The organism is Streptomyces sp. R33 (assembly GCF_041200175.1).
GTDB lineage: Bacteria > Actinomycetota > Actinomycetes > Streptomycetales > Streptomycetaceae > Streptomyces > Streptomyces katrae_B.
Genome location: NZ_CP165728.1, coordinates 1 through 26329 on the forward strand (window position 1 = coordinate 1; position 26329 = coordinate 26329).

General features: G+C 68.2%; 23 protein-coding genes and 2 pseudogenes. 9 read left to right on the forward strand and 16 right to left on the reverse strand.

Going from position 1 to position 26329, the window contains the following annotated elements; translation table 11 throughout:
- Nucleotides 1-779: 779 nt before the first annotated feature.
- Both AB5J51_RS40360 and AB5J51_RS40365 read right to left on the reverse strand, forming a co-directional pair.
- Nucleotides 780-1415 carry a hypothetical protein gene (locus AB5J51_RS40360; protein WP_369780426.1) on the reverse strand — a complete coding sequence of 212 codons (636 nt, stop codon included), beginning with the start codon at nt 1413-1415 and terminating at the stop codon, nt 780-782.
- A gap of 1249 nt (nt 1416-2664) precedes the next feature.
- Nucleotides 2665-2865 (reverse strand): hypothetical protein, encoded by a 201-nt coding sequence (locus AB5J51_RS40365; RefSeq protein WP_369780427.1) that lies wholly within the window; start codon nt 2863-2865, stop codon nt 2665-2667.
- Between the two features lie 109 nt (nt 2866-2974).
- On the opposite strand from AB5J51_RS40365, the gene AB5J51_RS40370 reads away from it, so the two are divergent.
- A complete protein-coding gene (locus tag AB5J51_RS40370; protein ID WP_369780428.1) occupies nt 2975-5404 on the forward strand; it encodes a hypothetical protein in 2430 nt (809 codons plus the stop codon).
- A gap of 495 nt (nt 5405-5899) precedes the next feature.
- On the opposite strand, the gene AB5J51_RS40375 is transcribed toward AB5J51_RS40370, so the two are convergent.
- Nucleotides 5900-6442 carry a hypothetical protein gene (locus AB5J51_RS40375; RefSeq protein ID WP_369780429.1) on the reverse strand — a complete coding sequence of 181 codons (543 nt, stop codon included), beginning with the start codon at nt 6440-6442 and terminating at the stop codon, nt 5900-5902.
- Nucleotides 6443-6810: 368 nt separating this feature from the next.
- Nucleotides 6811-7005, reverse strand: a complete 195-nt coding sequence (locus AB5J51_RS40380) for a hypothetical protein (protein WP_369780430.1) — start codon at nt 7003-7005, stop codon at nt 6811-6813.
- A 174-nt stretch (nt 7006-7179) separates the two neighbouring features.
- On the opposite strand from AB5J51_RS40380, the gene AB5J51_RS40385 reads away from it, so the two are divergent.
- On the forward strand, nt 7180-7401 hold the full coding sequence (locus AB5J51_RS40385) for a hypothetical protein (RefSeq protein WP_369780431.1): 222 nt from the start codon (nt 7180-7182) through the stop codon (nt 7399-7401).
- Nucleotides 7402-7828: 427 nt separating this feature from the next.
- Here AB5J51_RS40385 and AB5J51_RS40390 read toward each other — a convergent pair whose 3' ends face one another.
- Nucleotides 7829-8110 (reverse strand): hypothetical protein, encoded by a 282-nt coding sequence (locus AB5J51_RS40390; protein ID WP_369780432.1) that lies wholly within the window; start codon nt 8108-8110, stop codon nt 7829-7831.
- Nucleotides 8111-9285: 1175 nt separating this feature from the next.
- On the opposite strand from AB5J51_RS40390, the gene AB5J51_RS40395 reads away from it, so the two are divergent.
- Both AB5J51_RS40395 and AB5J51_RS40400 read left to right on the forward strand, forming a co-directional pair.
- A complete protein-coding gene (locus AB5J51_RS40395; protein ID WP_369780433.1) occupies nt 9286-11196 on the forward strand; it encodes a hypothetical protein in 1911 nt (636 codons plus the stop codon).
- A gap of 61 nt (nt 11197-11257) precedes the next feature.
- Nucleotides 11258-11647, forward strand: a complete 390-nt coding sequence (locus AB5J51_RS40400; RefSeq protein WP_369780435.1) for a hypothetical protein — start codon at nt 11258-11260, stop codon at nt 11645-11647.
- A 78-nt stretch (nt 11648-11725) separates the two neighbouring features.
- Here the strand turns inward: AB5J51_RS40400 and AB5J51_RS40405 are convergent, their stop codons facing one another.
- Nucleotides 11726-11968, reverse strand: a complete 243-nt coding sequence (locus tag AB5J51_RS40405) for a hypothetical protein (protein ID WP_369780436.1) — start codon at nt 11966-11968, stop codon at nt 11726-11728.
- A gap of 660 nt (nt 11969-12628) precedes the next feature.
- On the opposite strand from AB5J51_RS40405, the pseudogene AB5J51_RS40410 reads away from it, so the two are divergent.
- Nucleotides 12629-13805, forward strand: a pseudogene (locus tag AB5J51_RS40410) (IS110 family transposase).
- Between the two features lie 835 nt (nt 13806-14640).
- Here AB5J51_RS40410 and AB5J51_RS40415 read toward each other — a convergent pair.
- Nucleotides 14641-15912, reverse strand: a complete 1272-nt coding sequence (locus AB5J51_RS40415) for an IS256 family transposase (protein WP_369776429.1) — start codon at nt 15910-15912, stop codon at nt 14641-14643.
- Between the two features lie 837 nt (nt 15913-16749).
- A complete protein-coding gene (locus AB5J51_RS40420; RefSeq protein ID WP_369780437.1) occupies nt 16750-17115 on the reverse strand; it encodes a hypothetical protein in 366 nt (121 codons plus the stop codon).
- Between the two features lie 457 nt (nt 17116-17572).
- Here AB5J51_RS40420 and AB5J51_RS40425 point away from each other — a divergent pair, with 457 nt between their 5' ends.
- Entirely contained in the window at nt 17573-17707 is a 135-nt protein-coding gene (locus AB5J51_RS40425) for a helix-turn-helix transcriptional regulator (protein WP_369780705.1), read from the forward strand.
- A 303-nt stretch (nt 17708-18010) separates the two neighbouring features.
- Here AB5J51_RS40425 and AB5J51_RS40430 read toward each other — a convergent pair whose 3' ends face one another.
- On the reverse strand, nt 18011-18490 hold the full coding sequence (locus tag AB5J51_RS40430; RefSeq protein WP_369780438.1) for a hypothetical protein: 480 nt from the start codon (nt 18488-18490) through the stop codon (nt 18011-18013).
- 200 nt (nt 18491-18690) lie between these two features.
- Complete coding sequence (locus AB5J51_RS40435) at nt 18691-19026, reverse strand: DUF6415 family natural product biosynthesis protein (protein WP_369780439.1); 336 nt, start codon at nt 19024-19026, stop codon at nt 18691-18693.
- Between the two features lie 179 nt (nt 19027-19205).
- Here AB5J51_RS40435 and AB5J51_RS40440 point away from each other — a divergent pair, with 179 nt between their 5' ends.
- Both AB5J51_RS40440 and AB5J51_RS40445 read left to right on the forward strand, forming a co-directional pair.
- Nucleotides 19206-20459 carry a Twin-arginine translocation pathway signal gene (locus AB5J51_RS40440; RefSeq protein ID WP_369780440.1) on the forward strand — a complete coding sequence of 418 codons (1254 nt, stop codon included), beginning with the start codon at nt 19206-19208 and terminating at the stop codon, nt 20457-20459.
- Nucleotide 20460: 1 nt separating this feature from the next.
- Nucleotides 20461-20775 carry a 4a-hydroxytetrahydrobiopterin dehydratase gene (locus tag AB5J51_RS40445; protein ID WP_369780442.1) on the forward strand — a complete coding sequence of 105 codons (315 nt, stop codon included), beginning with the start codon at nt 20461-20463 and terminating at the stop codon, nt 20773-20775.
- Nucleotides 20776-21031: 256 nt separating this feature from the next.
- On the opposite strand, the gene AB5J51_RS40450 is transcribed toward AB5J51_RS40445, so the two are convergent.
- Both AB5J51_RS40450 and AB5J51_RS40455 read right to left on the reverse strand, forming a co-directional pair.
- Nucleotides 21032-21481: a nuclear transport factor 2 family protein gene (locus tag AB5J51_RS40450; protein WP_369780706.1), complete on the reverse strand. Its 450-nt coding sequence runs from the start codon at nt 21479-21481 to the stop codon at nt 21032-21034.
- Between the two features lie 38 nt (nt 21482-21519).
- Entirely contained in the window at nt 21520-22248 is a 729-nt protein-coding gene (locus AB5J51_RS40455) for a helix-turn-helix transcriptional regulator (protein ID WP_369780443.1), read from the reverse strand.
- A gap of 245 nt (nt 22249-22493) precedes the next feature.
- Here AB5J51_RS40455 and AB5J51_RS40460 point away from each other — a divergent pair, with 245 nt between their 5' ends.
- Nucleotides 22494-22760, forward strand: coding sequence for a hypothetical protein (locus AB5J51_RS40460; protein ID WP_133900183.1), 267 nt, complete (start codon nt 22494-22496; stop codon nt 22758-22760).
- Between the two features lie 110 nt (nt 22761-22870).
- On the opposite strand, the pseudogene AB5J51_RS40465 reads toward AB5J51_RS40460, so the two are convergent.
- From AB5J51_RS40465 to AB5J51_RS40480, 4 genes and pseudogenes are all read right to left on the reverse strand, one after another.
- Nucleotides 22871-23011 (reverse strand): annotated as a pseudogene (locus tag AB5J51_RS40465) (PadR family transcriptional regulator); the annotation flags it as partial.
- A 62-nt stretch (nt 23012-23073) separates the two neighbouring features.
- The gene (locus AB5J51_RS40470; RefSeq protein ID WP_369780444.1) at nt 23074-23712 is read right to left on the reverse strand and encodes an SRPBCC family protein; all 639 of its coding nucleotides are present in this window, start codon (nt 23710-23712) and stop codon (nt 23074-23076) included.
- Between the two features lie 568 nt (nt 23713-24280).
- Nucleotides 24281-24925, reverse strand: a complete 645-nt coding sequence (locus tag AB5J51_RS40475) for a dihydrofolate reductase family protein (RefSeq protein WP_369780446.1) — start codon at nt 24923-24925, stop codon at nt 24281-24283.
- Between the two features lie 144 nt (nt 24926-25069).
- Nucleotides 25070-26161 (reverse strand): PP2C family protein-serine/threonine phosphatase, encoded by a 1092-nt coding sequence (locus tag AB5J51_RS40480; RefSeq protein ID WP_369780447.1) that lies wholly within the window; start codon nt 26159-26161, stop codon nt 25070-25072.
- Between the last annotated feature and the right edge of the window lie 168 nt (nt 26162-26329).

A 26329-nucleotide genomic window follows, 5' to 3' on the forward strand; every position in this document is an offset into this window, starting at 1 on the left:
CCCGCGGAGCGGGTTCCTCAGCGCTGCGCGCTGAGGAGAGAACGGCCTCGCTTCGCTCGGCCGTCCCGCCTTCGGCGGGAGGACCCTCCGCTTCGCTCCGGGTTCCGCAGCGCTACGCGCTGCGCCAACGAACCTCCTCGCTACGCTCAGAGGGGCTCGGCTTCGCCGAGCCAGAGCCGGCCCTCCGGGCCGGAGTCCTGCGCTTCGCTCCGGACAAAGTTCGGGGGCTTCGCTTCGCTCTCCCCCTAACGGCTCGCTCTGCGAGCTCAGGTACCCCGTTTCACGGGGTCCGGGCCTCCGGCCCGTTGGAGTGGGTCCGCTTCGCTCCCCCACCCGGGTCCTTCCGGCTCCGCGGCCTGGGTGACCCCGTTTCACGGGGTTCGGGCCTTCGGCCCGTTGGGCGGCTCCGCTTCGCTCCCCCGCCAGGATCCTTCCGGCTCCGCATCCAGGACCATAGCTCGGGGTCGTGGCGCCGAACGAAAGCGTGCAGAATCTGCGTAATGTGTTGTGCCTGGTCCAGTGCGTCCTGAACAACTTGCTCCAACGCCAGTACCCCACCAAGCCGCACATACTCCTGGTCCGACCCGAGCCGCTCAAGAGCCTTAACCAGGCGATCTGTCACCTGGCCGCGCCTGGAGAGCCGGTAGGTCCGAGCCGTGTGCGCCAGGGCGATCACTCCACCCGTTCCCGCGAGAAGAATCCTTGAGTCAGATCATCTAGTCTGGGGCTTTGACAATCCGGTGAGGCCTTGCGTTCGAAAGCCGGGGTCCGCTGCCCCGTCACCCACACTCCACAAAGGGGCCTACGGGAGTCCACTCTGATGGCCCCTGCGCGCCAACCGCCCGGACCTGAATGCATTGCTTCGGCCCCGTGGGACCGGGGATCGAGAAGATGTATTTAGTGGTATTCGGCGGCAAACTCTTGATCGCGCCTCCGATGCTGTTAAATCGGATCTCGTAGCCAGTTTCAAGCCTGGCCTCATCGACCCACGTTATTTCAACCCGGCCTATCGATATCCTGTTGGCGAGCACGTGTGAAGGCTCGGGCGGTGGTCCGGTGTTTTGAGACACACTGAAATCCGCCCAAACCCTATCGTAGGACTCGGGTTCATAATTCCTCCCGTAAGCATGAACCTCACGCGATTCAGACTCGTCGATCCGCAGGAAACGATAGTCTTCAGCGTCGAGGTCTCTACTGAAGCAGTTCGTTCCTTCGTACAATCTTAGTCTTACGACCGTGACAATTTCCTCGCCGCGGAGATCAAAATTAACTAGAAGCTCACCCCTGGCCTCATCCCCTGCACACGTCTCCTTCGAAATACTCCCAGTCGGGTGCTCATGTGTAAGTCTGATGCTTTCAAAGAAATTTTTAGTCACCTCGTGCCCGCCACCAAATGTGCCACCGTAGTCCTCCACACGTAAAGATCCTTGAATGGCGACGGTATGAACTTGAGCTGCCGCAGCAGGATCCGCTGCGCCCAGGAATGGGATAGGGGCCAGCAGTACCATGGCCGCTACTAGACGTTCAAGTTTCATCTTCGGACCTCGCGAATAATGGACCCCTGACATACGAGCCCGCGTCGTAGCGAGGGGCACTCCACCCCTTCCAACAGAATCCCACTGCGGCAATTCCGACGCATCTCGGGAGGACGGCTGGGTGGGAACAACATCTCAGCCATAGATCAAGGGCACTGGAACCCCGCCGTAGTTCACCCGCACCTGACCTCACCGCTCGAGTTCGCCGCCCTCTACGACAAGAACCCTGACAGGTACCTTGCCAGCCTCCACCTGCGCGCTTCGATGACCTGGCTCATCGACGGCCGGATCGGCCTCGAGGAGCGCGGCGACCCGCGTGCGCAGCTCGCCGCGCGGCACCGTATCCGGCCTCTCCCCTTCGGCCTGCCCGTCGCAGCCTGCTTGCCGGGCCGACCTTCATGGAAGGCGTGAACGGCGCTGCGCGGCCAGTGCTCCACGCCGCAGACGGTTACAGCGTGCGGCTCCATCCGCGGATCAGTCTTGTAGCTGTCCCAGGACCGAGGGCTCACGCGTAGCTCGGCTGCAGCTTCCTGCCGGTCCAGCAGATCATCAGGGGAGCCTGGCGCCGGCAAGGTAGGCGGCCGTCTGCTCCCCGTCCCACAACAAGACCCGGGCGCCGTCGGAGCTGACGGGCGCGGGGAAGTCCTCGGCCGCCTACGGCCGCTTGTTCCGGAACGTACCCATCGCCATGCCCATCTCTTGGGCAAGCTGCTCACGGGTACGAACCAGCCGCTCCCGTCCATGGCGAACCATCAGCGCTCCACTCACCATCACATCCAGCCTCAGCCGTCGGCCCGGCCGACAGGCAAGCAGTGCGGGCCAGCGATTTCCGGCGCCGAGCACGGCCGCCGAACCAGCCCCTGAAAGTTACTGCCCCTCAGTCACTTCGGTAAGGCCACACCGTAGCGGTGCATCAAAATGACTTGCAGATAGAGAATGGAAAACGATCACGTCTGGACATGGTCGAACAACCGCAACCCACCGCCCCTACCTGCCCGGACACGACCACAAAACCGCAGGTCAAAGCGTTCTCATTTACCACCAAAGGAAGGAGGCGGCCCGATGGTACTGCCCCCAGAACAACCTGGGCACCGAGCCTCACTCACGCACGCCATGTCGGCACGGGCCCTCACGATCGCAGAGAGGATAGGGCAGCGGTGACAGTGGACGCGATGGTGAGGACGGCAGCAAAAGCAGCGGCGGCGTGCTTGAGGGCGGCGGGGTAGGTGGCGCCGTCCAGGCGGGCAAGCTTGGCTGCACCAGCCCCGACGAGTAGGGCGAGAACGATGATGATCGCGGTGGTGAGAAGGAAAAGGACGAGGTCGGTCATGACGGGCTCCGTTGGTCGTTTGGGCTTATGCGACCGACGGTCTCGAAGTTGGTGTTCGCCATGGTTCACCGGAGGAGAATGAACACCGGTGAACACGTCAGGGGGACCGGTGGGCGAGAACAGTGGTGTGCGGAAGGCCGCGCTGGACGAGCTGCGGAACCGGCTATCCGACGGACGGGCCTGTGCTGGGCTGGGTATGAGCGAACTGGCCCGGCGGGCGGGGCTCGGCCGAACCACCGTGCACGCGGCGTTCAACTACGCGGAACCCGCACCCTCCTCCAACACGCTCACGGCGTTGGGCAAGGCGCTAAAGCTGCCGAACGATGAGCTGCTTGCCCTGAGGCGAACTGCGGTCGGGGAGGCCGTTGGCGTCGCAGAAGGTGAAAGGCTGGGCCAGCTGATCGGCGAGTGGGAGCCCCACGCCCTCGAAGTGCGTCCCGCTGGCACAGCCACCGGACAGCGGGTGCTGCCCGGCTACGTCTGCAGGGCGCACGACCGGGTGCTGGCCTCGGTAGTCCAGGAGGTTGGCGCTGGGCGGAGCCGGTTGGTCGTGCTGGTGGGGGATTCCTCAACGGGCAAGACCAGGGCGTGCTGGGAAGCTGTGCAGCCGCTGGCTGGGCAAGACTGGCGCTTGTGGCACCCCTTCGACCCGACTCGGGCTTCAGCCGCTTTGAAGGATCTCCGCCGAGTGGGTCCGCGTACGGTGGTGTGGCTGAACGAGGCCCAGCACTATCTCGGCGACCCGGACCTAGGCGAGGAGATCGCCTCTGCCCTCCACTCTCTGCTCACCGCCCCAGAACGGGGGCCGGTCCTGATCTTGGGAACCCTGTGGCCCGACTATGAGCGTCAGTACACAGCGCTGCCCCCTGTCGGTGGGCCGGATCCGCACAGCCGCGTAAGGGAACTGCTGGCCGGGCAGACCGTCGCTATGCCGGACTGTTTCGACTCCGAAGCATTGCGTGCCGCTCACGACCTGGCCGATGCGGGTGACTGGCTGCTGGCCGACGCGCTCACCCGGGCCTGGCAGGACGGTCGGATCACACAGGATCTGGCCGGCGCCTCGCAGCTGTTGAAGGCCTATCAACATGGCAGTCCTGCTGCCCGGGCCCTGCTCGAGGCAGCGATGGACGCCCGCCGCCTCGACGTCGGGATTCACCTGCCGCAAGCCTTCCTCACCGACGCAGCCCCCGACTACCTCACCGACACTGAGTACGACCAGCTCACCGACGACTGGGCCGAAGCAGCATTTGCAGAACTGGCCCGACCCGTCCACGGGCGGCAAGCACCCCTCCGCCGCGCCACGGCCCGGCCGGTGCGACGCCCACCAGGAACCCCGCACTCCACTCCTGCCTCGCTTGGCCCGTCGGCAGGGCCGGTGTTCCGGCTCGCTGACTACCTCGAACAACACGGCCGAACAACTAGGGGGGACCAATGTCCACCCGACTCGTTCTGGGACGCCGCCGCCAGCCACCTCAGCCAGCACGGCGCCCTCAGGAATGTCGCAGTCAGTGCTGGCAACCGAGCACGAAAACAGTGGGAGCACCACATTCTCCACCTCGCGGCTGAAGCCGGAAGCGACGACGCCATGATCCAACTGGCATGGTGGTGTGAAGAGCGCCAAAACTTCGAGGCCGCGGAAGCGTTCTACCGGCAGGCGGCTGAAACCGGCAATACAACGGCACTGCGCGGGCTGGCACAGCGGCGCTTGGAAGCCGGCGACCGAAGCGCAGCCGAAGCCCTCTATCGAACAGCAGCCGAAGCCGGCGACTTTCACGCCGCTCGCAGCCTGATGCAGATCCGCCTGGAAGCCAGCGATCGAGCAGGCGCAGAAGCCGCCATGCAAGAGGCCCTCGACGCAGGCTACGACAGCGCCCTACTCGATCTATCCGCCATCCGCCGGGCGGCCGGAGACACGGCTGCCGCTGAAGCTCTGGACCAGCAAGCCTCCGAATCCGAAGACGCCCGCCTTCTGGCCCAGCTGGCGGCCAGGCACGCCGAAAATGGTGACCTTGCACGCGCAGAATCCCTGTACCGAAAGGCGGGCGAGCTCGGATACAGCAAGGCATGGCTCGCCGCTGGCACACTCAGACAAGAGGCAGGAGACCAGGTCGGCGCATGCGCCTCCTACCGGTTGACGGCCAACACCTACGACCCCTACGACCGGATCGAGGCGTCGTCGCTTCTGAAGCGCGCCGGCGACAACGAGGGGGCGCAAGCGTTGATCGATACCCTCGTCCACGGGCATGGCCACGCCGAGTTACTCATCACACTGGGGACGTGGCGCCAGGAAGCCGGGGACTACCAAGCCGCTGCGGACAACTACGAGAAGGCCATACAGCTCGGCAGCATCTTCGCCATTGTCGCCTTGGCCAACCTTCAGGAACACCTCGGCAAGGCAGACCGAGCCAAGGACCTCTACCGACAGGCAGCGGACCGAGGCAATCTCCTGTCCGACTGGCCATGGTGGCCCTACGGCCTGAACCCAGACGGCTCTGAGGCAGATCCATGGACCTGCCTCCGCTGCACCCCCACCCCCTGACCACGCGTGAACGGCCAGCTAGAGAGACGTGCGGTCGAGCCGGGCAGAGCCCGGCGGCGGGCCAGGGCGTCCACCTGGTCCAGGTGGACGTCGGGAAACTCGACCTCACCGCCCAGGCAGACCAGAAGACCGGCCCGGACGAGGCGGCCGACGGCCCAGGCGGTCACCCACGGCCGACAACGCGGCAGCGGCACGCCCAGAGCCTCCGTGAACCGCCGCCCACCCCGCCCCGACCGGGCCCCGAGGGCCCGCGCGGACCACCTCGGGGTCGGCGGCCTTCACCACCGCACGCGACCACTCCGCACGGCCGGCGTCCGCCGGCGGAACCGGTCCACCGGTCGCTGCCCTGGACGGGCCGCCAAGCGGGGCTCGGCCTCGGCCTGCGCGAGCCACCGCTACACCGTCCGCTCCGACACCCCCAGACACACTCCCCCACAAGACGCACATGCCCCCGCACAAGCCGTTCCTGGGCCCGCAGCCGCAACAAGCGGCTCATCACTCCGCCGGGAGGCCCTCCGGCTCCTCATTCGGCGGGGCCTTCTCCGGCTCCTCCACCGGCTTATCAGACTCAGCCGGGGCCTCCTCCGGCTTATCAGACTCCGCCGGAGTGGTCCCCGTCCCCCAGGTCGACACCGGGGGGCCCTCCGGCTCCTCATTCGGCGGGACCTTCTCCGGCTCCTCCACCGGCTTATCAGACTCCTCCGGAGTGGTCCCCGTCCCCCAGGTCGACACCGGGGGGCCCTCCGGCTCCTCATTCGGCGGGGCCTTCTCCGGCTCCTCCACCGGCTTATCAGACTCCTCCAGAGAGATCCCCGTCCCCCAGGTCGGGGGGGCCTCGTAAGGGTTCGGCGGGGCCTTATCCGGCCCGTAATTCCGCGGAGGGGCATAAGGGTCTACTTCGAACGACGCGGTGGTCACCTCGGTCGTCGGAGCCGCCATCGCCGTCGTGGCGGGGACAACGACGCCTCCCGTGACCGCCGCCGCCACGATGGCCGCGACACCCAGACGGACGGAGTTCTTCCGGATCCTGCGAGCCATGGTTTTTCTCCCGCTGGTAGTGAAGAGGCGCCCACGTGGCGCCCCTCGCCTCGGTTCCAGTAGGCCGGAACCACCCCGGCGGGGTCATGCCCCGGGATGTCGGGACTTGACACCACCGGGGACGGCCGAAACCCCGGTCTCCTCGCGATGGACAGGCCTGTCCCCTCCATGGAGAGAAGTCGCGCCCCGGGCCGAAACCGGCAGACGGGCGGCGAGACGGGCCACCCGCTGCCACCAGGACGGCCGGACGGCGGGCGCGACGACGCTGTCCATCCCACTCACAACGCGGAGCAGCCATCGAGGGGCCCCAGGCGAATAGTAGAGGCGGCCCATTCACCAAATTTGCAGCCCGAGTCCGGTCGGCAGGCTCAGCCGGCCGCCACAGTCGGCCCCTCACCGAACCGGGGAACGTCCTCCGCCGTCACGTCCAAGCGCAGCCGCTTGAAGCGCAGCGGGGGGCGGAAAAAGCCGCCCCGGTCGACGGCCCGGTCCGCGCTGACCTCGGCCACCAGCTCCGGGCGGACCAAGACGGCGTCCAGGCAGCCCAGGTGATCAGTTCTCAACGTGTACGGGCATCCCGCCCCTGAGCCGGTAGCCCCCGGTGATGGCGCAAATGTCTGATCGTTTCCAGAATTATGTAATCACTCGGTTACGTCCCGCATGCGGACTGTGATGCGCCTAAGGATGTTCGGCTCACCGGCCCCCTCCAGGGCTCGCGGTGCGCGTACAGCTTGGGGGTGGCTGGGGTCGACGTGGCAGTGGATGCGGTGGACGACGCCGACGATTTCGTGCATCCGATGTTTCGGCTAGCGCCCGGGGAAGACGCTGAAACCGACACCTCCCGGCTGTATCGGTACCAAGCCGAAATCGCCTCGCAAAAGCACCGCCACGTCCAGCTCTCCTTCATCCTCGCCGGCCTCGGCGGATCCCTCGTCCTCATCGCCGGATACATAGCCTGACGCCCCCGCGAGGCCATAGACACCGCACGTCGCTGTCCAGCAGCAACTCACGTCGATGACACCCCGCAGACCGCATCAACATGTCACCATCAGCGACCAGAACATCCCCCACCAGCAACGATCACGTCAAACCACTAGTGACAGCATCTGCGGCCCCCGAGTGACACTCACACGCGGCGTCGCACTCCCCCCTGCGACGACAGTAGCCACCGCCGTAAGCGACGCTCAGTGAAACTGCGCGCTCCTCAACCAAACTGCGCAGCGGCGGTCAGGCCGACGAACACCGCAAGTCAGAATACCAACGAACCCCGATGCTGCGCAGATTCAGTGAGCCGACCCATCACCAAACCCGCTCACTCAAACTGCACAACCCCAGGTCAGAGCCTTGACGACTGCCCAGTTTCACTGACCGGCGACAAAACCGCCTCTAATCTACGTTGTCGCTTTTTGTAGATTCCTCACTCAAAGACTTCAGCTGCCGCTTCGCCTCTTCGGCGAGTTCTTCGCGATTATTTTTGGCATTCCGATAGCGATCCACTCCCACCTTCCAGAGGCCGCCTACGGCTACCGTACTGAGTGCCCCTATTGCAAATGCCTTAGGGAATGCATTCTTAGCGGCAGCTTCTTCGATTTGCTTGACAAGTTTTTCAACCCCGCCTGCCTTTTTGGCCGCGGTCGTGAAGGCCTCATAGGCCCCTAGGTTCCCCATGGATTTTATGCCCTTTCTCGAAACGTTTTCTGCGGAGCAGGGTTGAGTCGTAAGTGGCCGAAGGTGCCCTGTTGGGCAAGACACTGGGCGCATGATCGAACGTCGCGCCGTCGCCCCGCAACTCCCCCAGCACAGACCACAACCGACCGCAGGGGCAGTCTCGCCGTCGAACCGACCGCAGCTCCGCATCCGGCGGCCGAGGGGCCCGCGGCGGCACCCCCCGCTCCCCCCAGCCGCTAGCTCGGCACAGGCGCGAATACAGCCTCCCACTGACCTCTCGTCACCAGGCTGGGCAGGCTGTCTGCTTGGATCGGCCGACGGTACTGCCCCCGGGGACACCGGGCGCCGGGCATGGCCCACGCACTACATATCGGCACGGGTTGCACCCAACCTTGGCTGCCCTCAGAACATCACCCCCGAGGGTCGGGGATCGATCCACTGGCGTCTCGTCAGTTCAGCTGGTGGGCAGCGCAGTTGGCCGATAAGTTGAACGGGAGCAGTGCCGCCAGTACTGCTCCCGCCTGTCATTTCCAAAGGACAAAATGGCACGAGGACCCCCTTGATTACTGGGTGGCCATCAACCAACCGCACTCCCAGTCCTGGAGTGTTGCGCCACCCACCCAACCTTGTTTCGGAGACCTGTCGATAACCAAATATCGATAACCGAATATTGAGCACTCGGACCAGGTCTCCCCCGTCCTCCAGAAGGGAGGTTATTAACTAAGGGGATCGGAAAATGAGCTCAGGAACATACCCATACAAGTGGTGGGTCATCTTTGGTGCAGTGATTATGGCAGCTCTTTGCGGTGTTAGCGCCGCGTTGTTGATGCTGTGCCTGCACGTCGCCGTCCCTGGCGTCGTAGGAGTAGCGTTCGGTGCCTTCATCACCAGTGGCACGTTCTTCCTAGCGATCGCCAAGGCAGGCGGTCTCGTCCATTGACGGGAAGGCCCCGAGGCAGCCTGCCTCGGGGCCGCATAGCTCGTCCGCCCGTACCCCGCTGAGGAGCATGCGACACCGCACCCGGCATCCAGGACGGGTGTTGGCATCCATTCCAAGACTTCTCTTACCCCTTTCGGGTGGCGCGGCCGTCACGAACTGGAAGTTATATAACTTCAGCTCTAGGGGTTGTCTTATGGCCAGTCGGCCGCCCGATCCCCCCTCGAAAGGGTGCGAGATGTCTGCTCTGACCCCCGGTGTGACAGCGGTCCTCCCCAGCAGTGCGGAGCGACTGATCCGCAAGGCAGAAGAAAACGGCTGGCAGACGTCTGCCGTGTTCGGCGCGGCCGGCTTGAAGGGCCCCACCGCGGACGGGTGGGTGGTGGGGCTGGAGGCGTACACGACCGAGGGGGAGGTGTCCCTGCTCCTGCTGTGGGAGCGCGGGCCCAAGGGCTTCCGGTACACGGCCAAGGAGTCCCGGGGCGTGCAGGACGGGGCAAAGCTGGCGGACATGCAGCTCAAGACCGTGACGGCCCTGGTGGAAGAGTCCCAGGTCACGGGGCCTTTCGAGTACGGCGAGTGCGGGTGTGAGGACCCGGAGGAGGTCCACAACCCGCGGGTGTGCATCGAGCACGCGTACTGCCCGGACCGGTTCGATGCGCGGTTCGGTTGGGGCTCTCAGGTGACCCGGAACGGTGATCTCTCTGGTTGGGGGGAGGACGGTGACACCGGTGGCCAGTACAGCCTCCGGGTGGAACCGGTCGAGGGTCAGGTCGTACTCACGCTGGCGGACGTGATCCCCGCCGCGGTCCGTACGGCGGTCATCCCGGGGATGCCGGAACCTGTCGACGTCGGCGACTGCTGCGTCCCGGTGGCGGACGGCTTCAACGGCTTCTGTGACGCGTACGGGGTCCGCCTGTACCTCGTGGGCACCCGTCGGAACGGTCGGCTCATGTGCGCCGAACACGCCGCGGAGCGCGCCGGAGTCCCGGTCAGTGCGCTGCCCGTGCTCGCCATGGATGCCGAGGAGCGGCAGTACGCCGCGGACTGCATCGAGGACAACCGCCGGCACCGGGTGCTGCGCGGTGCCGAGGAGTGGGCGGAGGCGCGCGAGCGGGAGGGCCGTACGATCTCGCACGCGTTCGAGGGGTGGGCGGAGAAGAACTGGACGGGTGACGACTTCGCCGCGGCGTACGTCGCGTGGCTGCACACCACCGGCCACGCCGCGGCCCCCGTCCACGCGTGGGCCATCACGGGGCCGGTTGACCGGGTGCAGCAGGCCGAGGTGCGGCTGGAGGCCGCGCGCGGCCAGCTGGCGACCGCGCAGGCCCTGCACGTCTCCGCGCAGCGCTACGGCGGAGAGACCGCGATGCGCGAGGCTTTGGAGCGGCTGCACACCGCGCACGCCATGGTTGCGGCCGCAGCCGCGGACCACGCCGCGGAGGAATCGGTGCGCGCGGAAGAGGAATCCGTGCCCGACGCTCCGGCCGCCGTGGCTGCGACGACCGAGGCCGCCGCCCACCGTCCCGACCCGGTACCCGCGGCCCGGTACTCGGTCGGCATCGCGCCCGTGACGGTCCGGGACCGTCACCACGGTCGGACCGTCGCCGAGTGGAAAGACGTAGCGGACGGACACGCGTTGCGTGCCGTGCGCGCCGGACGGGCCGTTCAGGCCGCGCGAGCCTCGCTTGAGGGGCCGGCCGTCCGGTGGACCGACACCCCCGAGACCACCACCCCCGGGTGGGCCGCGCCGGTCCTCCCCCGGATCCGGGACCTCGCCCGGACCGCCCTGCGCCGCGGCGCGGTGGCCCAGGAGCTGTGGATGCGCATCGGGTGGGAGGCGAGCGACGCCGCCGAGGCCGGCGCGGCCCTCCCCGCCCGCCGCGCGGCGGAACTCGCCCACCGCGCCGCCCTCCTGGCGGACGCGTGCGAGCACGCTGCCGCCGAGGCCGAGGCCTTGGCCGCGCCCCCGCTCCTGCGGCCAGTCCCCAAAAAACCGAGAAGTTATACAAGTTTGTTCGCCCAGCGTTCGCCCTCGCCGGACACCTCGACAGGGGTGGGGGCGTCGCCACCCTGGCACCGACCCTGGCCACCCGACCTCGCCCCGCATTTCCGAAGGACGTCAAAACCGAGAAGTTATATAAGTTAAGGGGTAGGGTGGGGGCGCGGGCCTGATACGGTCCGCGCCCGAGACGAGAGGCGACGCCCGCATGGCCACCGCACCCCGCCAGGTCCCCAAGGTCTATCCCGCCGGTACCGGCAGGCCCACCGACCGGACACTCACCGACGAGAAGGTCGTCCGCACGGTGAACGTGGCCGGCACCGTGTGGGAGGCGGGCAAGAAACGCGCTGGTCAGGACGAGGTCTCGATCTCCCACGCCGTCGGCCTGTTCCTCGAGGCCTACGCCGCCGGCCTCCTCAACCTCGACGCCATCACCGCCCAGCTCGACGCGCTCGCCGCCGGCAAGGACCCTGCAGCCGTACCCGGCGCCGGCGCGTGGACGGAAGAAGCCCCTCCCGCCTTCCCGCACCCCAGTTGGAGCAGCGGGGACGGCGTCCCGCGCGCACTCGACATCCTCGACGCCGAGGACAGGCCCTGACCTGCAAACACGCACGCCCCGCCCGGAGTCCGGGCGGGGCGTTTGTCGTTCACGAGCAGGCCCGTTGCCGGGCCACGGTCAGCGCCGACGGACGGCGAACGCGACGCCGACCGCCGCGGCCAGAGCCCCGGCCACCGTCGCCACCGTCGCAATCGGCCCGGTGAGCGACGGGTGGGCGAGGCACATGTAGCCGGCCGTTGCGAGGACCAGGACGCCGACGATGACCAGGCACAGCGTCAGGAGCGGGTCCGTGGCCGGCTGCGGCGGCCGCGGGGGCTGCTGCTGCGGGGTCTGGGGCTGCGGGTCGGTAGCGGTGGACATGAGGTTCCCTCCCGATAGGTGTCCGCGGATGGTCCACGGACATGGCGCTGCCCACCTCTCCGGGGGGTGCAGTCTGCGCATTCCGGTGAGGGGCAGACAGCACAGTGCGGAACGCAGGGGTTAGCCGCGCAACCCCACCTGTGCGCGGCGAGGAGTTCGATGGTCGGCGGGCCGGAGGACCAGGAGAGCTCCGCGTAGACGTCCTTTGATGGGCCGCGACATGACGCCCGGCCTCGAACTCTGCCGTCCCGCCCCCTGAACCCGCCGCACCAAAGACCCGCCCCACCAACGGGGCGACGGGCCGGTAAGCGTGTCTTATCCACTAACTTGCTCCGCCTGCGGGGCCGGTGCCGAGAGTGCGCCGGCCCCGCAGCATTCGCACGGCCGACTCGTCGGCGACGTCCTGGTGCTCGACGTCGAGGCGTTCCGCGGCGAGCAACCGCGTACTCGAGGACGGCGTCGCCGTGCTCCTGGTGCTCGTCGTCGGACCGGTGCCCAGGGTTCTCTCGCATATTTTACCTGTTGTTTGTGATTCTCGGTGGAGGCATGGTTCTGCAGGTCATGCCGTATCGGGTGGTGTCTGTTTCCCGCAACAGGTCGGTATGGACTCTGCGGGCCGTTGTGCCTGAAGACACCGGCGATGTGGGCGTCTTCCTGGGTATGGACGTCGGCAAGACAGCTCACCACGGCCACGGGCTGACGCCGGCGGGCAAGAAGGTCTTCGACAAGCCGATGCCCAACAGCGAACCGAAACTGCGGGCCGTCTTCGACAAGCTGACCGCGAAGTTCGGCACCGTGCTGGTGATCGTGGACCAGCCGGCCTCGATCGGTGCTCTGCCCCTGACCGCGGCCCGGGACGCCGGCTGCCAGGTCGCCTACCTGCCCGGACTGGCCATGCGACGGATCGCCGACCTCTACCCGGGAGAGGCGAAAACCGACGCGAAGGACGCCGCGGTCATCGCCGACGCCGCCGGCACCATGCCCCACACCCTACGTTCGCTGGAGCTGACCGACGAGATCACCGCCGAGCTCACGGTGCTGACCGGCTTCGATCAGGCTCGCCGCAGAAGCCACCCGCACCTCCAACCGGATACGCGGCCTGCTCACCCAGTTCCACCCGTCGCTGGAGCGCGTGCTCGGCCCGCGACTGGACCACCCCGCCGTCACCTGGCTCCTCGAGCGATACGGATCCCCGGCCGCACTGCGCAAGGCCGGCCGCCGCAGACTCGTCGAACTCATCCGGCCCAAGGCCCCGCGGATGGCACAGAGGCTGATCGACGAGGTCTTCGACGCTTTCGACGAGCAGACCGTCATCGTTCCCGGCACGGGCACCCTCGACATCGTGATCCCGTCCCTGGCCGCCTCGCTCGCCGCGGTCCACGACCAGCGCCGGGCCCTGGAAGCCCAGATCAGCACCCTGCTGGAGGCCCACCCTCTTCACCCGGTCCTGACCTCGATGCCCGGAGTCGGAGTCAGGACCGCCGCCGTCCTGCTGGTCACCGTCGGCGACGGCACCGGCTTTCCCAGCGCCGCCCACCTCGCCTCCTACGCGGGACTCGCCCCCACCACCAAGTCGTCGGGCACCTCGATCCACGGCGAACACGCACCCCGCGGCGGAAACCGGCAGCTCAAACGGGCCATGTTCCTCTCCGCCTTCGCCTGCATGAACGCCGACCCGGCCTCCCGCACCTACCACGACCGCCAACGCGCCCGCGGCAAAACCCACACCCAGACACTCCTGCGGCTCGCCCGCCAACGCATCAGCGTCCTGTTCGCCATGCTCCGCGACGGCACCTTCTACGAGTCCCGAACCTCCACCGTCACCCTCGCCGCATGACCACCCCAAACAGTCTCAAACCCGGCACCACGTCCTTGACGAAGGACATAGAGACACACCCCACTTCCCCGCTTCCCCTCCCTCCGCTCGATCTCCCCCTCCTCTACTCCGCTCCGTTTCCTTCCCTTCCCCACCTCTCCTCCGTCCCCTCCCCCAGCCCCCCACGTCTCCTGCAACCCGCTCCCTCCCCCACCCGCTCCTCTCTCCCCCTACCCCCTCCTACCTATAAGTCCGGCTAGTCACCGACTGCATTTCGGGGCCTGACCAGGCACGATGCAGCCAGACCACAGAAACCGCTTCCCCCCTTGTTTCCCGCTATCTCTCCCCCTTTGTTTCCCCCCCATCTCTCCCCCCACGTTTACCCCCCGTGGCGCACGCCCGCCCGGGCCGCGGGCAACGCTCCAGGAGTCATCCGCCGATTCCCTTGCACGCCAGCGACACAGGCCTGTTGGGGAGAGTGTCTGTAAGTACTGCTTTGGGCGCCACACAAGACCACGCGCCCCAGTGCCAGTTCCACCGCCAGATCACCCGTACGCCCAGCGACTGGTCACGAGGCAGCATCTTCCAGCGAACAGACCCCCCTCATCACCATCACCAAGTCAGCCATCAGCCTAGGAGCGATCAGCTGGCACTGACCGGCAAACGGCCGTTGCCCCGACGAACGGGGAGCAACGGGGTCCCCGGATAACTCACCGCCCCTGGCACGGCCGTGCCCGCTTCCGCGACCGGTGAGCACGCTGCCAGTCACCGGGCATGCAGCGGTGTAAGAGGGCTGGTGACTTCGGAAGATCGGTCATGACGGGCGTGTCAGCGATCTTGTGTAAGTCGGTTGGTGTCATTGGATGCTGAGCCGGTCCTCGAAGAAGAGTGAGAACTGGTTCAGCGCTTCCTTCCAGTGTGGGGCGACGTGGTTGGCATCGCGCGCTTTGGGGTTGATCTGCTCGCGGACTGCGAGGTAGAGGACCTTCAACGCTGCCTGTTCCGAGGGGAAATGGCCGCGGTTGCGGGTGGCTTTGCGGAGCCGCGAGTTGATCGATTCGACCATGTTCGTGGAGTAGACCACCGTCCTTATGGCCGGTGGGAACGCCAGGTAGGGAGTGAACTCCGGCCAGGCCGACCGCCAGGTCCGCACGATCGCCGGGTAGCGTTCGCCCAGGTCAGAGGCCTCGAACGCGTCAAGGGCCTGTTCGGCGGCCGTCTCGGTCGGCGCTGTGTAGATCGCTCTCAGAGCCGGCACCAGCTTCGGGTGGTCCCGCACGGACGACAGTCTGAGCGAGGCCCTGGTCAGGTGAATCACGCACGTCTGGACCGTGGCCTTGGGCCAGGTCGCGGTGACGGCGTCGGGCAGGCCCTTCAGACCATCGCAGACGACGATGCACACGTCCTCGATACCCCGGTTCCGCAGTTCCGACAGCACCGCCATCCACGTGGTCGCGCCTTCACCCTCGGCTCCAACCCACAAGCCGAGGACGTCTTTGCGGCCGTCCATGTCGACGCCGACGGCCAGGTAGACCGGCTTCGATGTCACCGAGCCAGAACGGATCTTCACCCACAATGCGTCGATGTAGATGATCGGCCAGACCGCGTCGAGGGGCCGGTTCTGCCAGGTCACGAGCTCGTCGATCACGGCGTCGGTGACCTTGCTGATCAGGTCTGGGCTGACCTCGACTCCGTAGATCTGGGCGAGGTGGGAGCGGATGTCGCGCACGCTCATCCCGCGCGCGTAGAGCGAGAGGATCCGGTCGTTGAATCCCGCCAGCCGGCGGGCGTTCTTCGGGACCAGACGCGGCTCGAACTCACCGTTGCGGTCTCTGGGCACCGCCAAAGTGACGGCGCCGGCATCGGTCAGGACCGTCTTGGGCGACGTCCCGTTCCGGGAGTTTCCAGAGCCGTGACCTGCGGAATCTCCGCGTTCGTAGCCGAGGTGTTCACTCATCTCGGCTTCCAGAGCCCGCTCCAGAACAGCCTTGGTGATCTCCGTCAGGAGCCCGCCCTCGCCGAGCAGGGCCGCTCCCGAGGAGTCAGCTTTGTCGAGCAGCCGCTCGACCACCTCGTCGACCGTCTTGTCGCCGGCCACGGACGCGGCCGCTTCGTCTTTGTCTGCCATGACTCGTCCGATCCGCCTGGCCCACAGGCCCGAGGCCGAGCCCCGGGCCAGGCTGTCACATCACGGACTTACACGATCTTTCAGACACGCTCGTCATGACCGATGACCGATGGAGGTCGGATCGGTCATCGGTCACCGGCCCTCCTGACCATCGGTCATCGGTCAAACCACAGGTCAAACGCGTGTGGCTACTGGACCGGTCACGGCGGAAACAGCCGAGCACTACGCATGCCGCGCCTCGCCCTAGGCCGGCCGCTCGCGTCGAGTGGGCTCCAGTTTCGGCGTGCCGGTGAGGTGATGGTCGGTCACTCACCAATTACGTAGCTCACCGGATTAGTCACCGGTCGCGCCGCCTCCAGGGGCCAGTCAAGCCATGACCGGTCACCGGGCAACGGGCACGTCACCGGTCACGTCACCAGTCGTCGGTCACCAGTCGTCGGTCACCGGTCACCGGTCACCGGGCGATCGGCCGCGCGGGGGTGGGAGCGGTCGTGGTCCACGCCTGGTGCACACCCCATGATCCAAAGCGGCACACGGGCGGGTCAGGGTGAGACAGGGCCCATGACGAAGGGGTGCTCCTGGTCGGGACACCCCTGGTGATCAGCTCGTTGTCTGGCCTGTGGCGGTGGGTGTGGGATCTGAACCCACGGTGACTCGCGCCACGAGGGTATTCAAGAGAGTGCTGCGAGCAGCGTCTTCGCCGTGCATGACCTGCACGTTCCCCCGCCTCTGGGTCACTCCCCGCCGCTGGCGCGCCTCCGGTCCACATCGGACTCGGGGGCGTGCGCGCATAGGTCGATTAGTAGCCGCTCTTCCCCGACCCACGTTCAGCGGCGGTCAGCTGCACGCCTTCTCGATCGCTTCGAAGACGTCGGCGTCAGTCTCTTGCTGCCAGGACGGGAGGTCAGGCCAGTCGGCCACGTAGCCCGGCTTCGGGTCCTCGAAGTGCTTGAACATCTGGGCCGTCCAGCATGTCGCGACGAACCGGCTCTTCTGCTCGCGGGACAGCCTCGAGGTGTGGCCACCGCTGATCTCGATGAACTGCCGGACCTGGTCGTAGACGGAGCCAGCGGCCTCGCGCTCCCACTGCGGGGTGGCTTCCCACGGGGTCACGTAGCCGGCCTTCGGCTCCCCGGGGAAGTGCTGGTGCACTCCCGCGATCCAGGTTTCCCGGAACAGTCGTGCACCTTCGGTCTGCGACATGCCTACCCCTCTCGTCACGGCGTGCTCAGCGTGGCGATCTCCGCCCCCAGCTCCGCTACGCGGTGGTCGCGGCTCAAGGGACCGAACTCGTCGCACAGAGCTTGGAGTCTACGGGCGACGTACCCGGATGCTGAGGCTCGGGCCAGGCTGACGGCCTCCCGCCCGTACGCAAGAACCTGGTCGGGATCACACCGCTTCGCTCCGATGGCGGCCAGTCTGGTCAGCACTGCGAACTTTGTCCGGAGCGAAGCGCAGGTCTCCGGTCCGGAGGGCCGGCTCTGGCTCGGCGAAGCCGAGCCCCGTCGAGCGCAGCGAGGCGGTTCTCTTCTGAGCGCGCAGCGCTCAGGTACCCGCTCCGCGGGCCGATCCACCGCCCGCCTGGACTCATACCCGCCGACGGGCGATTGGTGCACGCCTACGCGAGGCCCGTATCGCGGCGGGACTGTCACAGCAGAAGCTGGCCGAGCTCGCCGGCGTCGACCGGAAAACGGTCGTACGGCTGGAGGCTGGCACCAGCGATGCCCAGCTCGGCGTGTGGCTGCGGATTGCGCGCGCCGCCGGGGTGCCCCTCGCGGACCTGGTCAGGGAGTAGCCCCGGCCGGACGGCGCCGGCCGGGGCGGTGTCGCGATTCAACATTCAGGCGGGGTAGCACTCCCCGCACTCGACGTTCCGAGGGGTACGCGTCTCTGGGTCCACCATGACGGTCACTCCGGCCCCGTGCGGGCAGACCCGCCGCGGCCGCCCGCTCGGTCGGCGTACAACCCGGGATCGGCCCCAGCCGGCCATCATCTCGTGGTACCGGGTATCGACCCACACCCCGCGCCGTGCCTCATCTTCGCTCACCGCAACTCCTTCCACGCGGAACGCAGTCGACTGTAGGGGAGCGGAAGCGGGTCAGGCGAGCGTCGGCGGGGCAGCGCAGCTAGACCCGCCCTCCGTGCACTCGGAGTGCATGCAGTCCCCGGCGTGAATCTCGGTATCGGCGAGCGGCCCCCACAGGTACGCGTCCGGCTCGTACCCGGCCTCCCGGATCGCGTCCATCGTGAGATCCAGGGTGTCGGCGTCGCGGCGCAGTGTCTCCGGGCCCTCCGGCCGGTGGTCGACGAATCGGCCAACCGCAGTGCACAGCTCGCGGTACATGGCTGTGTGGAGGATGAGCGCGTGCCACCCCATGTCGACGAGCTTGGAGGGGCGCAGGTGCCGCCCCGTGGACTGTCCGGCCGCCGCCGTGAATTTGAGGGCTTCGTCGACGATCCGGACGGCGAGCGGCTCGTCGATGCCGTCGTTGTCGCGCATCACGAGGTGCACCACGCGGGTGAATCCTTCATCGGTCAGGAGGTGCCGGGCCGTGGCGGCCAGGGTGGGAGTTGCCATGTCGAGCTTCCTCTCGGTCAAGGAGGTGGACCCGCCCCAGGTGCCCGCGGGGGGGGCCAGCGGGGAGCCGGGGCGGGGGTCAGTGGGTGCCGACGATGATCACGGCGAGCAGGCCGACGACGATCAGCACGTATGCGACCTGGCGGCCGAACTCGGTCACAGGACGCCCATCCCGCGGTACCGCACCAGGCCGCCGGCCATCACGGAGCGCTCGCCGTCGTGTAGTCCCGCGCGATGGGGATCAGGCGCTGAACGATGCGGGCCAGAGCGCGGCAGTGGTTCCAGTTCGAGTTGGGGCTCGAGCCAATGGGACCGGCCTGGGAGAAGTACCCCCACGAGGACAGGACGTCACCGGCCCCGACCGGAAGGTCCTGTTCAGGGAGCTCGGCCACGCGGTCGTGCAGTTCCTGCCCGCGGGTCAGGAGCATGTCGACAAGCCGGGCCACATCCTCCGCCGGCGGGCGCTTCATGTACTCGGCGAGAGCGCGAGCGACCAGAGGGTTCACGTCGTCATCGTCGTCCTGGGGCTGGCTCATGCCAGAGGCTCCCTACCGTCGTCAGCGGGTAATGAGGTGGCTGGTTGCCTGCGGAAGTGGCGGCCACGAGAGGATGATGGTCGAGCACTCTGATGGGCAGATAGGCCATCGCGTGGCCATGCGTGGCCACGTCGCGGCCACGGCCGGGGACTGACGAGATGACACCTCACACTGGGGCCATGAGCCCCCGCAACGACGCGCTCCGAGCCGCCCGGCTTCGGGCCGGCTGGCGAACCATGGACCAGGCCGCGGCGGAGCTCACCGCCCACGGGCAAGCGCTGCTGGGAGACCCGCACTTCACCGTCGCGCCCCGCACCTGGCGGCGGTGGGAAGGGCGGGCGGACGGCCGCGGCTGGCCGCCCGAGGAGACCTCACAGGTACTGCACGACGCGCTCGGCCGGTGGCCCGAAGACCTTGGATTCACGGCGCCCGCCGGATGGATCCGACCCGAGAGGCAGCATGAGGACCAGGTGGAACGCCGTACCTTCATCTCCATCACGGCCGCGGCACTCGTTGCCGGGCCCGTCGCACCACAGCATGTGGACCCCGCGCTGATCGACTACTTCCAGTCGCAGTTGGAAGGCCACTACCGGGCCGACATGTTCCTCGGCCCACACGATTTGATCGGTACCGTGTCGGAGCAGTACCGACTTATCGACAAGCTGGTACGCTCCGCACGCGGTGAAACCCGACGTGGTCTCCTCCGGGTCGGTGCCGCCTACGCGGCGCTCGTCGGATGGCTGTACCAGGACGCCGGCGACCTCGGCGCGGCAGCGTTCTGGCGGGGGGTGACGCAGGAGATAGCGGTACGGTCGCGCGATCCCCACCTCATCGGCTACTCCCTCGTCAACCAAGCCCAGGTCCGAACTGACCTCGGCGACGGCCCCGGCGTCATCGACCTGTGCGAGGCCGCCCTCGACGACAGCAACGCCCTCGTCCCGAAGGTCCGGATCATGGCCATGCAGCAGCAGGCCCACGGCGCCAGCCTCACCGGCGACCGGGCCGCCGTCGACCGGCTCATCGACACGGCCGGCAGCCTTATCCACCGAGTCGACGATGACCTGCCCTGGGGCAACGCCTGCCGCCGCACCCCGGGCTATCTGGAGGTTCAACGGGCCACCTGCTACGGCCGGCTCGGACTCGGCCGGGAGGCCGCCTCCCTGTGGTCACAGGTCTTGGACGCGGTGCCGACGACCGCGCGCCGGGACCGCGGTGTGTACCTGGCCCGGCACGCCACCGCGGCGGCCGCCGCCCGCCAGCCGGACCAGGCATTGGAGATCGGACGGGCCGCCGCGGAGATCGCAGTGGAGACCCGGTCGGTGCGTATGGCCCGTGAACTGGCCACCCTGAAGCGGGCCATGCGTCCGTGGCAGGATGCCCCGGTAGGCCGGGACCTCTCCGAGATCCTGGCGCCCGTCACCGAGGGGAGCTGACATGGGCGTACCGCAGCCGATGACGCACGAGCAGATCGCCGAGCACCTGGCGAAGCTGCCGGGGTGGGAGCAGGACGGCGACAAGATCACCCGTACGTACGAGATCCGCTACCACGCGGCCGTCGCCGCCATCGTCACCATCGCTGACCGGTCCCGGCGCATTCATCATCACGCGGACCTCGACCTGCGCATTGACCACCTGCGCGCGTCGATCACCACACACGATGCCGGGAACCAGATCACCGCGGCAGACTTCGACCTTGCCCGCCGTATCGACGCGATCGTGGCCGCGCACCAGTCGCTCCCGCTGGACTGATCCCCGGACGCACGAAAGCGCCCCCTCCCGCCCGTAGGCGAGAGGGGGCGTTGCGCATCAGGAGACTCCGTACCACTGGCCGGCCCAGCCGGTGTTGATGATGCTCGTCGACTACGACGGCAGAGTCAGCGAGGCCGGCAGGCTGGTCTGCCCGGTGAGCAGGTTGGAGAAGCGGGCAGGGGTGTGTGCCGGGCGGCTTCAGCCCGCCCGGCGCTGGTTCCTGGTTCCCCGTAGACGGGGCGCAACTACTGAGACGTCACGGCGCGAAGCGGCGGTCTCCGGTCAGCGACCAGACGGCCGCGATGCGGTCGTCGGCGATCGCCAGCAGGTCGATGCCGCTCTTGGTGACGCGATCGCCCGAGCCGTCGGTGTACGTGGCGGTCCAGCGGGCGGCCACTTCCGCACGGGCGCCGTCGACCACCGGCGGACCGTCGACCGCGTACGTGAGCCCTGGGCGTTCCTCTCGGTGGGAGCCGATGAACGCGGTCAGGTCCGGGCGGTCGAGTGTGGCGTCGGGGCCGGTGCCGGGGACCGTGTTGGCGAATCGGAGCCGGAAGTCAGGCGCGATGAGTGCCTCGGCGAGGGCGAGGTCGCCGTTCCAGAGCTGTGTCCATCCGTCCAGCAGTGCGGTGCCCTGTGCGCGGGTCAGTGGGGCCGTTCCGGTCGAGGTGCTGGTCGGAGCGGTAGTGGTGGTCATGCGGGTCATGGGGAAGTGCCTTCCTGTTGTCGGTCGGGCACCAGCCTCTACGCCTCGGGCGACAACCCCCTGTCGGTCTTTACGAGTTCGTCGAGGCCGATGAACTCCCAACCCAGCGTGTCGAGCTCGGCGAGGTCGAGCACGCGCGGCGGGACCGTCTCGGCCAGTGTCTCGACGTGCCGGATGCGGTCCAGCCGGAAGCCGCGGACCGCGGAGCGCAGCCGGCACCAGCCGATGAGGTACCAGTGGTCGCCGCCGAGGAAGCCGTGGGGTTCCACGCAGCGGTCGGTGGCGGCGCCCTGCGCGTCGGAATAGGACAGGCGCAGGACCCGGCGCATCGAGAGCGCCTCGCGCAGGGCTTGGGGCACGGCGGCGGGTTGCCGGGCGGGTGCGGCGAGTCGGACCCGGCCGGCCAGTTCGTCCGCGCCGTGTCGCTCGCGCTGCGGCATGACGGCGAGGACTTTCTGCAGGGCGGACCGGGCGTCCCGGGCGAAGGGGGTGCCGGCCAGGGCGTGCAGGGCCACCGCGAGCGCAGTCGCCTCCGCCGAGGTGATCGTCAGCGGCGGGAGGGTCTGGTCCTTGGCGAGCACGTAGCCTCCGGTGCGGCCGGTCTCGGCGTAGACGGGGACTCCTGCCTGCTGCAGGGCGGCGAGGTCGCGCTCGATGGTCCGGGTACTGACCTCGAACCGGCCCGCCAGCCAGCGTGCGGTGCGCGGCCGGGGGGAGGCCGCTCGCAGTTCTTCCACCAGGGCGTACAGACGATCGGTTCGGTTCACGGGAAAGGACCGTAACCCAGTCCCCCGGCCTGTTGATGGCGCTCGTTGTATGTGGCGGTGACCGCGCTTCTGTGATGAGTACGGCTGGGTGGCAAGATCGAAATGGGCCGGGCCGGCCTCGGCGTCCTGACATGCCCGCAGAGACTTTCGGCTCGCGCCTCGGGGGCTTTCCGCGACGAAAGTTGCGCGAGCGATCATCCTCCTTGCGGACGAGGACCGCGCCACGGATCCCTAGCGTGGTCCGCATGACCAGTGACACGGGGGACGGTACCGGCGGACGCCGATGGCTGCGGGCTGCAACGGGTGTCATGGCGGGCTTGCTCGCTGCAGGTGGTGTGTGTGCGACCTTTTGGTGGCTGGGCCTGAACCTGGGCGTTGGCGCGGCGTGGCTGTCCGGCAAGGTTGCGGTGAAGGTGGGCTTCTTCGTGGCCGCCGGTGGCTTCGCCGCCGTGACCGTGTGGTGGCAGGGGCGTCGTGCATCGCGGTCCACGCCGCCCGAGGAGAGGGGCTGAGGCCCGTGCGCGGTCCCTCGGTCACCCGACTGATCCCACGCCGCCGGTCGGACTGGGCGCGGCGAGCTGAGGAGTGCTGGTCTCGTCGTCGAGGGTGTCACGGTTCCGTCGCCGTCCTCGGTGAGGCGGTGACAGCGACGTGCCCGGCCGTCCACGATCTCCTCGTGGTCGGCTGCGACCCACCACCCGGACCGTTCCAGCCGCTGCAGTGCGCCGTAGAGGGTGCCGACGGCGAGTGATCGTTTCGTCATGTCCGCGAGGACATATCGGCCCGCCGATATATGCGTGACGGCGAGGTCCCTGCACATACGGGTCAGTTCGGGCGGTGGTGGGTGCGGGCCTCGGCGGTGGCCTTGAGGTCGCCCAGCCATGCTTCGAGTCCCTGGCGGAGCATGGCGGTTGCCGTGGGGACGTCTGCGTCGACCTGGGGGCCGGTGTGGGTCTCCTCGGTGCTGACCCTGACGCCGCCGGGGGTCTGGGTGAAGTTCCACACGTGGACGCCGTCGATGTGCAGTCCCTCGCCGGTCGCGGGGCCCGTCCAGCGGATGCAGGAGTGCTGCCTGAGCTGTTCGACGGTCGAGGTGATCTCCAGGCTGGTGGCCGGAGTCGGGTTGGCGGGTAGCGGCATTGTCCACCGGAAGGTCGAACCCTGGTGGAGGGGACCGTGGTCGAGGCGTTCCACGGTCGTCACGGGGGTCTGCCAGGACGGCCAGCGCTCGACGTCGGTCTGCAGTTTCCAGACCGTGCGCAGCGGGGCGTTGATGAGGAACTCGGCCCGGTGGCGGACGCGGGCGGCGGGGTCGACTCCGGCGCCGCGGCAGGTGAGGGACTTGGCAGTGTGATGGCTGCGAGAGACGGCTGCGCCGGCGGGTAACGCGGCGGCGGCGAGGATGCCGATGGCGAGCGGGAGGGTGAACAGGGCGTGGAGGTGGGGGCGGTGGATGCCGGGCATGGGGTTCCCCTTCGGTGTTCGGTGGATGGGCGTTACCGATCGGCAGAGTGCTAAGCGTCCGTTAGAGGCTATAACCCAAGTGGAGTGAGAGGCAATAGGTTGCGTGACACCCTCTAACCTTCCTCGGGTGGTGGCCGGTTGGGGGAAGGCGGCTCGTCATGGCGGAGGCGGGTGGTGTGGACGTCAGGGCCGTCCGTGGACGGGATGGCCACCAGCGGCCGGCGTGTTCTGCCAGCCCCGCGGCCCAGCCCCGGCCAGTCCTCGTTCGAAGCCCCGTGACGTCGGCGTTGGGGGTGATCAGGCGTCGCAGCTGCATCGGTCGGCTACCTCGCGCTGTACGCCGCGTTCCTGCTGCTCGCCCGGCACTTCGCCGCGTGCGGACAGCGCGGCTGGGCACTCACCGCCCGCCTCGTGCCGGTGGGGTCCTCGCCGGGTTGGCCACCTCCGCCGCCACGGTGGCGGCCTTCACCGCCGGGGCAGGGCTCGGGCTGCTCGGGCTCGGCGCCTACCGCCCGCCGGGCCTCCCCCGCGCGGTAGTGGCAGCCTTGCTCCGGGGTGCGGGGCGGCCTCAGTCGTTGCTTCCGACACCGCGATCGGGTGCGCTCATGTCGCCCGTCGCGGGCGTGCCGTCGGCGAGTCCGTAGCGGAGGTACACGGTGCCCTTCGGGCCGGCCGCCGGGGGTGCGAGGAGCGTGACGTTGGTGGGCACCGTGCCTTCGTCGAACACCTTCTTCCCGACGCCCAGCATGATCGGGTGCACCCAGAGGTCGAGACGGTCGAAGAGCTTCTCGCGCAGGAGGCTCTGCACGAGGTTCAGGCTCCCGACGACCTTCACGTGCTCGTGGCGGTCACGGATCTCGCGCACCGCGGCGGCCAGGTCCGGGCCGAGTTGCGTGGACCCGGCCCACGAGAGGTCGGGTCGGCCGCGAGAGGCCACGTACTTGGGGACGCGGTTGAAGAGCGTGGCGATCTCGTTGTCCTCGCCGCCCTCCTGGTGAGGCCAGTAGGCGGCGAAGATGTCGTACGTCCGCCGGCCGAGCAGGAGGGCGTCCGTGCCTTCGTACGCGGCACCGACCTGTGCCCCGGCGACCTCGTCCAGCAGGGGCGCCTGCCAGCCGCCGAACGGGAACCCGGCCGGGTCCTCGTCGGGGCCGCCGGGCGCCTGCCCGACGAGGTCGAGGGTCGCGAACAGCTCGATGTGGATGAGGCCCATGGCTTGCTCCCGATGAGTCGGTTGTCTCCGTCAAGAGATAGACCTGCGGGTGCCCGCAGACTCATCGCCGCGCCGGAGCCCCCGGCTGCGCGGCTTGAGCGTGCCGAGCGTACGGAACTCCAGGGGGTGAGCCAGGGTGCGGCCTCAGGGCTCGGACAGGCGTACGGCGAGGGCGGCGATGTCGTCGTCGAGGCGTCCTCTGCTGTAGCGGATGAGGTCGCGGTGGAGGGCCGTGAGCAGTTCGCGGGGCGGGGTGGGGGGCTGTCGGTGCATCCATGCCGCCAGCGGGAAGAACTCTCCGTCGCGGGCGCGGGTCTCGGCGATCCCGTCGGTGTAGAGCAGCAGCAGGTCGCCGGGGGCGAAGTCGAAGGTGTCGACGTTGTAGTGATCGCCGATCAGCTCCGCGAGGCTGAGCAGTGGCGAGGGGGTGGCGGGCTCGAGGACACGGAGATTCCTGCGGTTCAGGAGCAGCGGCGGGGGGTGTCCGCAGTTGAGGATGTCGATACGTCTGCCGCCGTGCGGGATCTCGGCGAGAAGGGCCGTGGCGAAGCGCTCCATCGGCTCGTCGGGGGGAAAGGCGGCGTTGTAGCGGGTGCTGCTGGCGTCCAGCCTGCGCGCGACGTCGACCATGTCGGGCTCGCCGTAGGCCGCCTCCCGGAAGGCGTTGACGATCGCTGCGGCCGCCCCCACTGCAGGCAGGCCCTTGCCCCGTACGTCACCGATGAGCAGCCTGACCCCGAACGGCGTGTCGACGACCTCGTAGAAGTCCCCACCGATGCGGGCCTCCGCCGCGGCCGCGACGTACAGCGACTCGATCTCGACGTTCCCGAGGCGGCGCGGCATGGGGCTCAGCACCACCTGTTGCGCCGCGTCGGCGACGAGCCGTACCTGGAAGAGGGTGCGCTCCCGCTGGAGCCGGACATGGCTTCCGTACGCGGCGGCCACGGTGACCGCGATGATCCCGGCGCACGTCCACCACGTTCCCAGATCGGGGAAGACGAAGCTGAGGCCGATCATCAGAAAGAGGCAGACCGTCCCGAGCAGGACGGTGGGGAGGACCGGCCACATGGCGGCGGCCAGGGCCGGCGCGGCGGGCAGGAGGCGGCTGAAGGCCATTTCCGGCGGAGTGGCGTAGGCCAGGCTGGCGATCACGACGGTCAGAATGACCGGCGACAGCCGCACAAGCCTCCCGGGGCCGTAGCGCCGACGGAGCCGCGGCCGTCCAGACTCGATCACGCTTCCCAGAGTATCCGTGCAATTGGGGCATAGCGCCCTGACAGGCAGAGCCGGGTTTTCGGGCAGGGCCTGTGGGCGCCTTCCTGCTGGTGGAGCGCCTGGCCGGCTGGGGGCGAGGCTCCCGTCGGGATTCGGCAGACCGCCCTCTCACCCGCGGGCTACTGTACG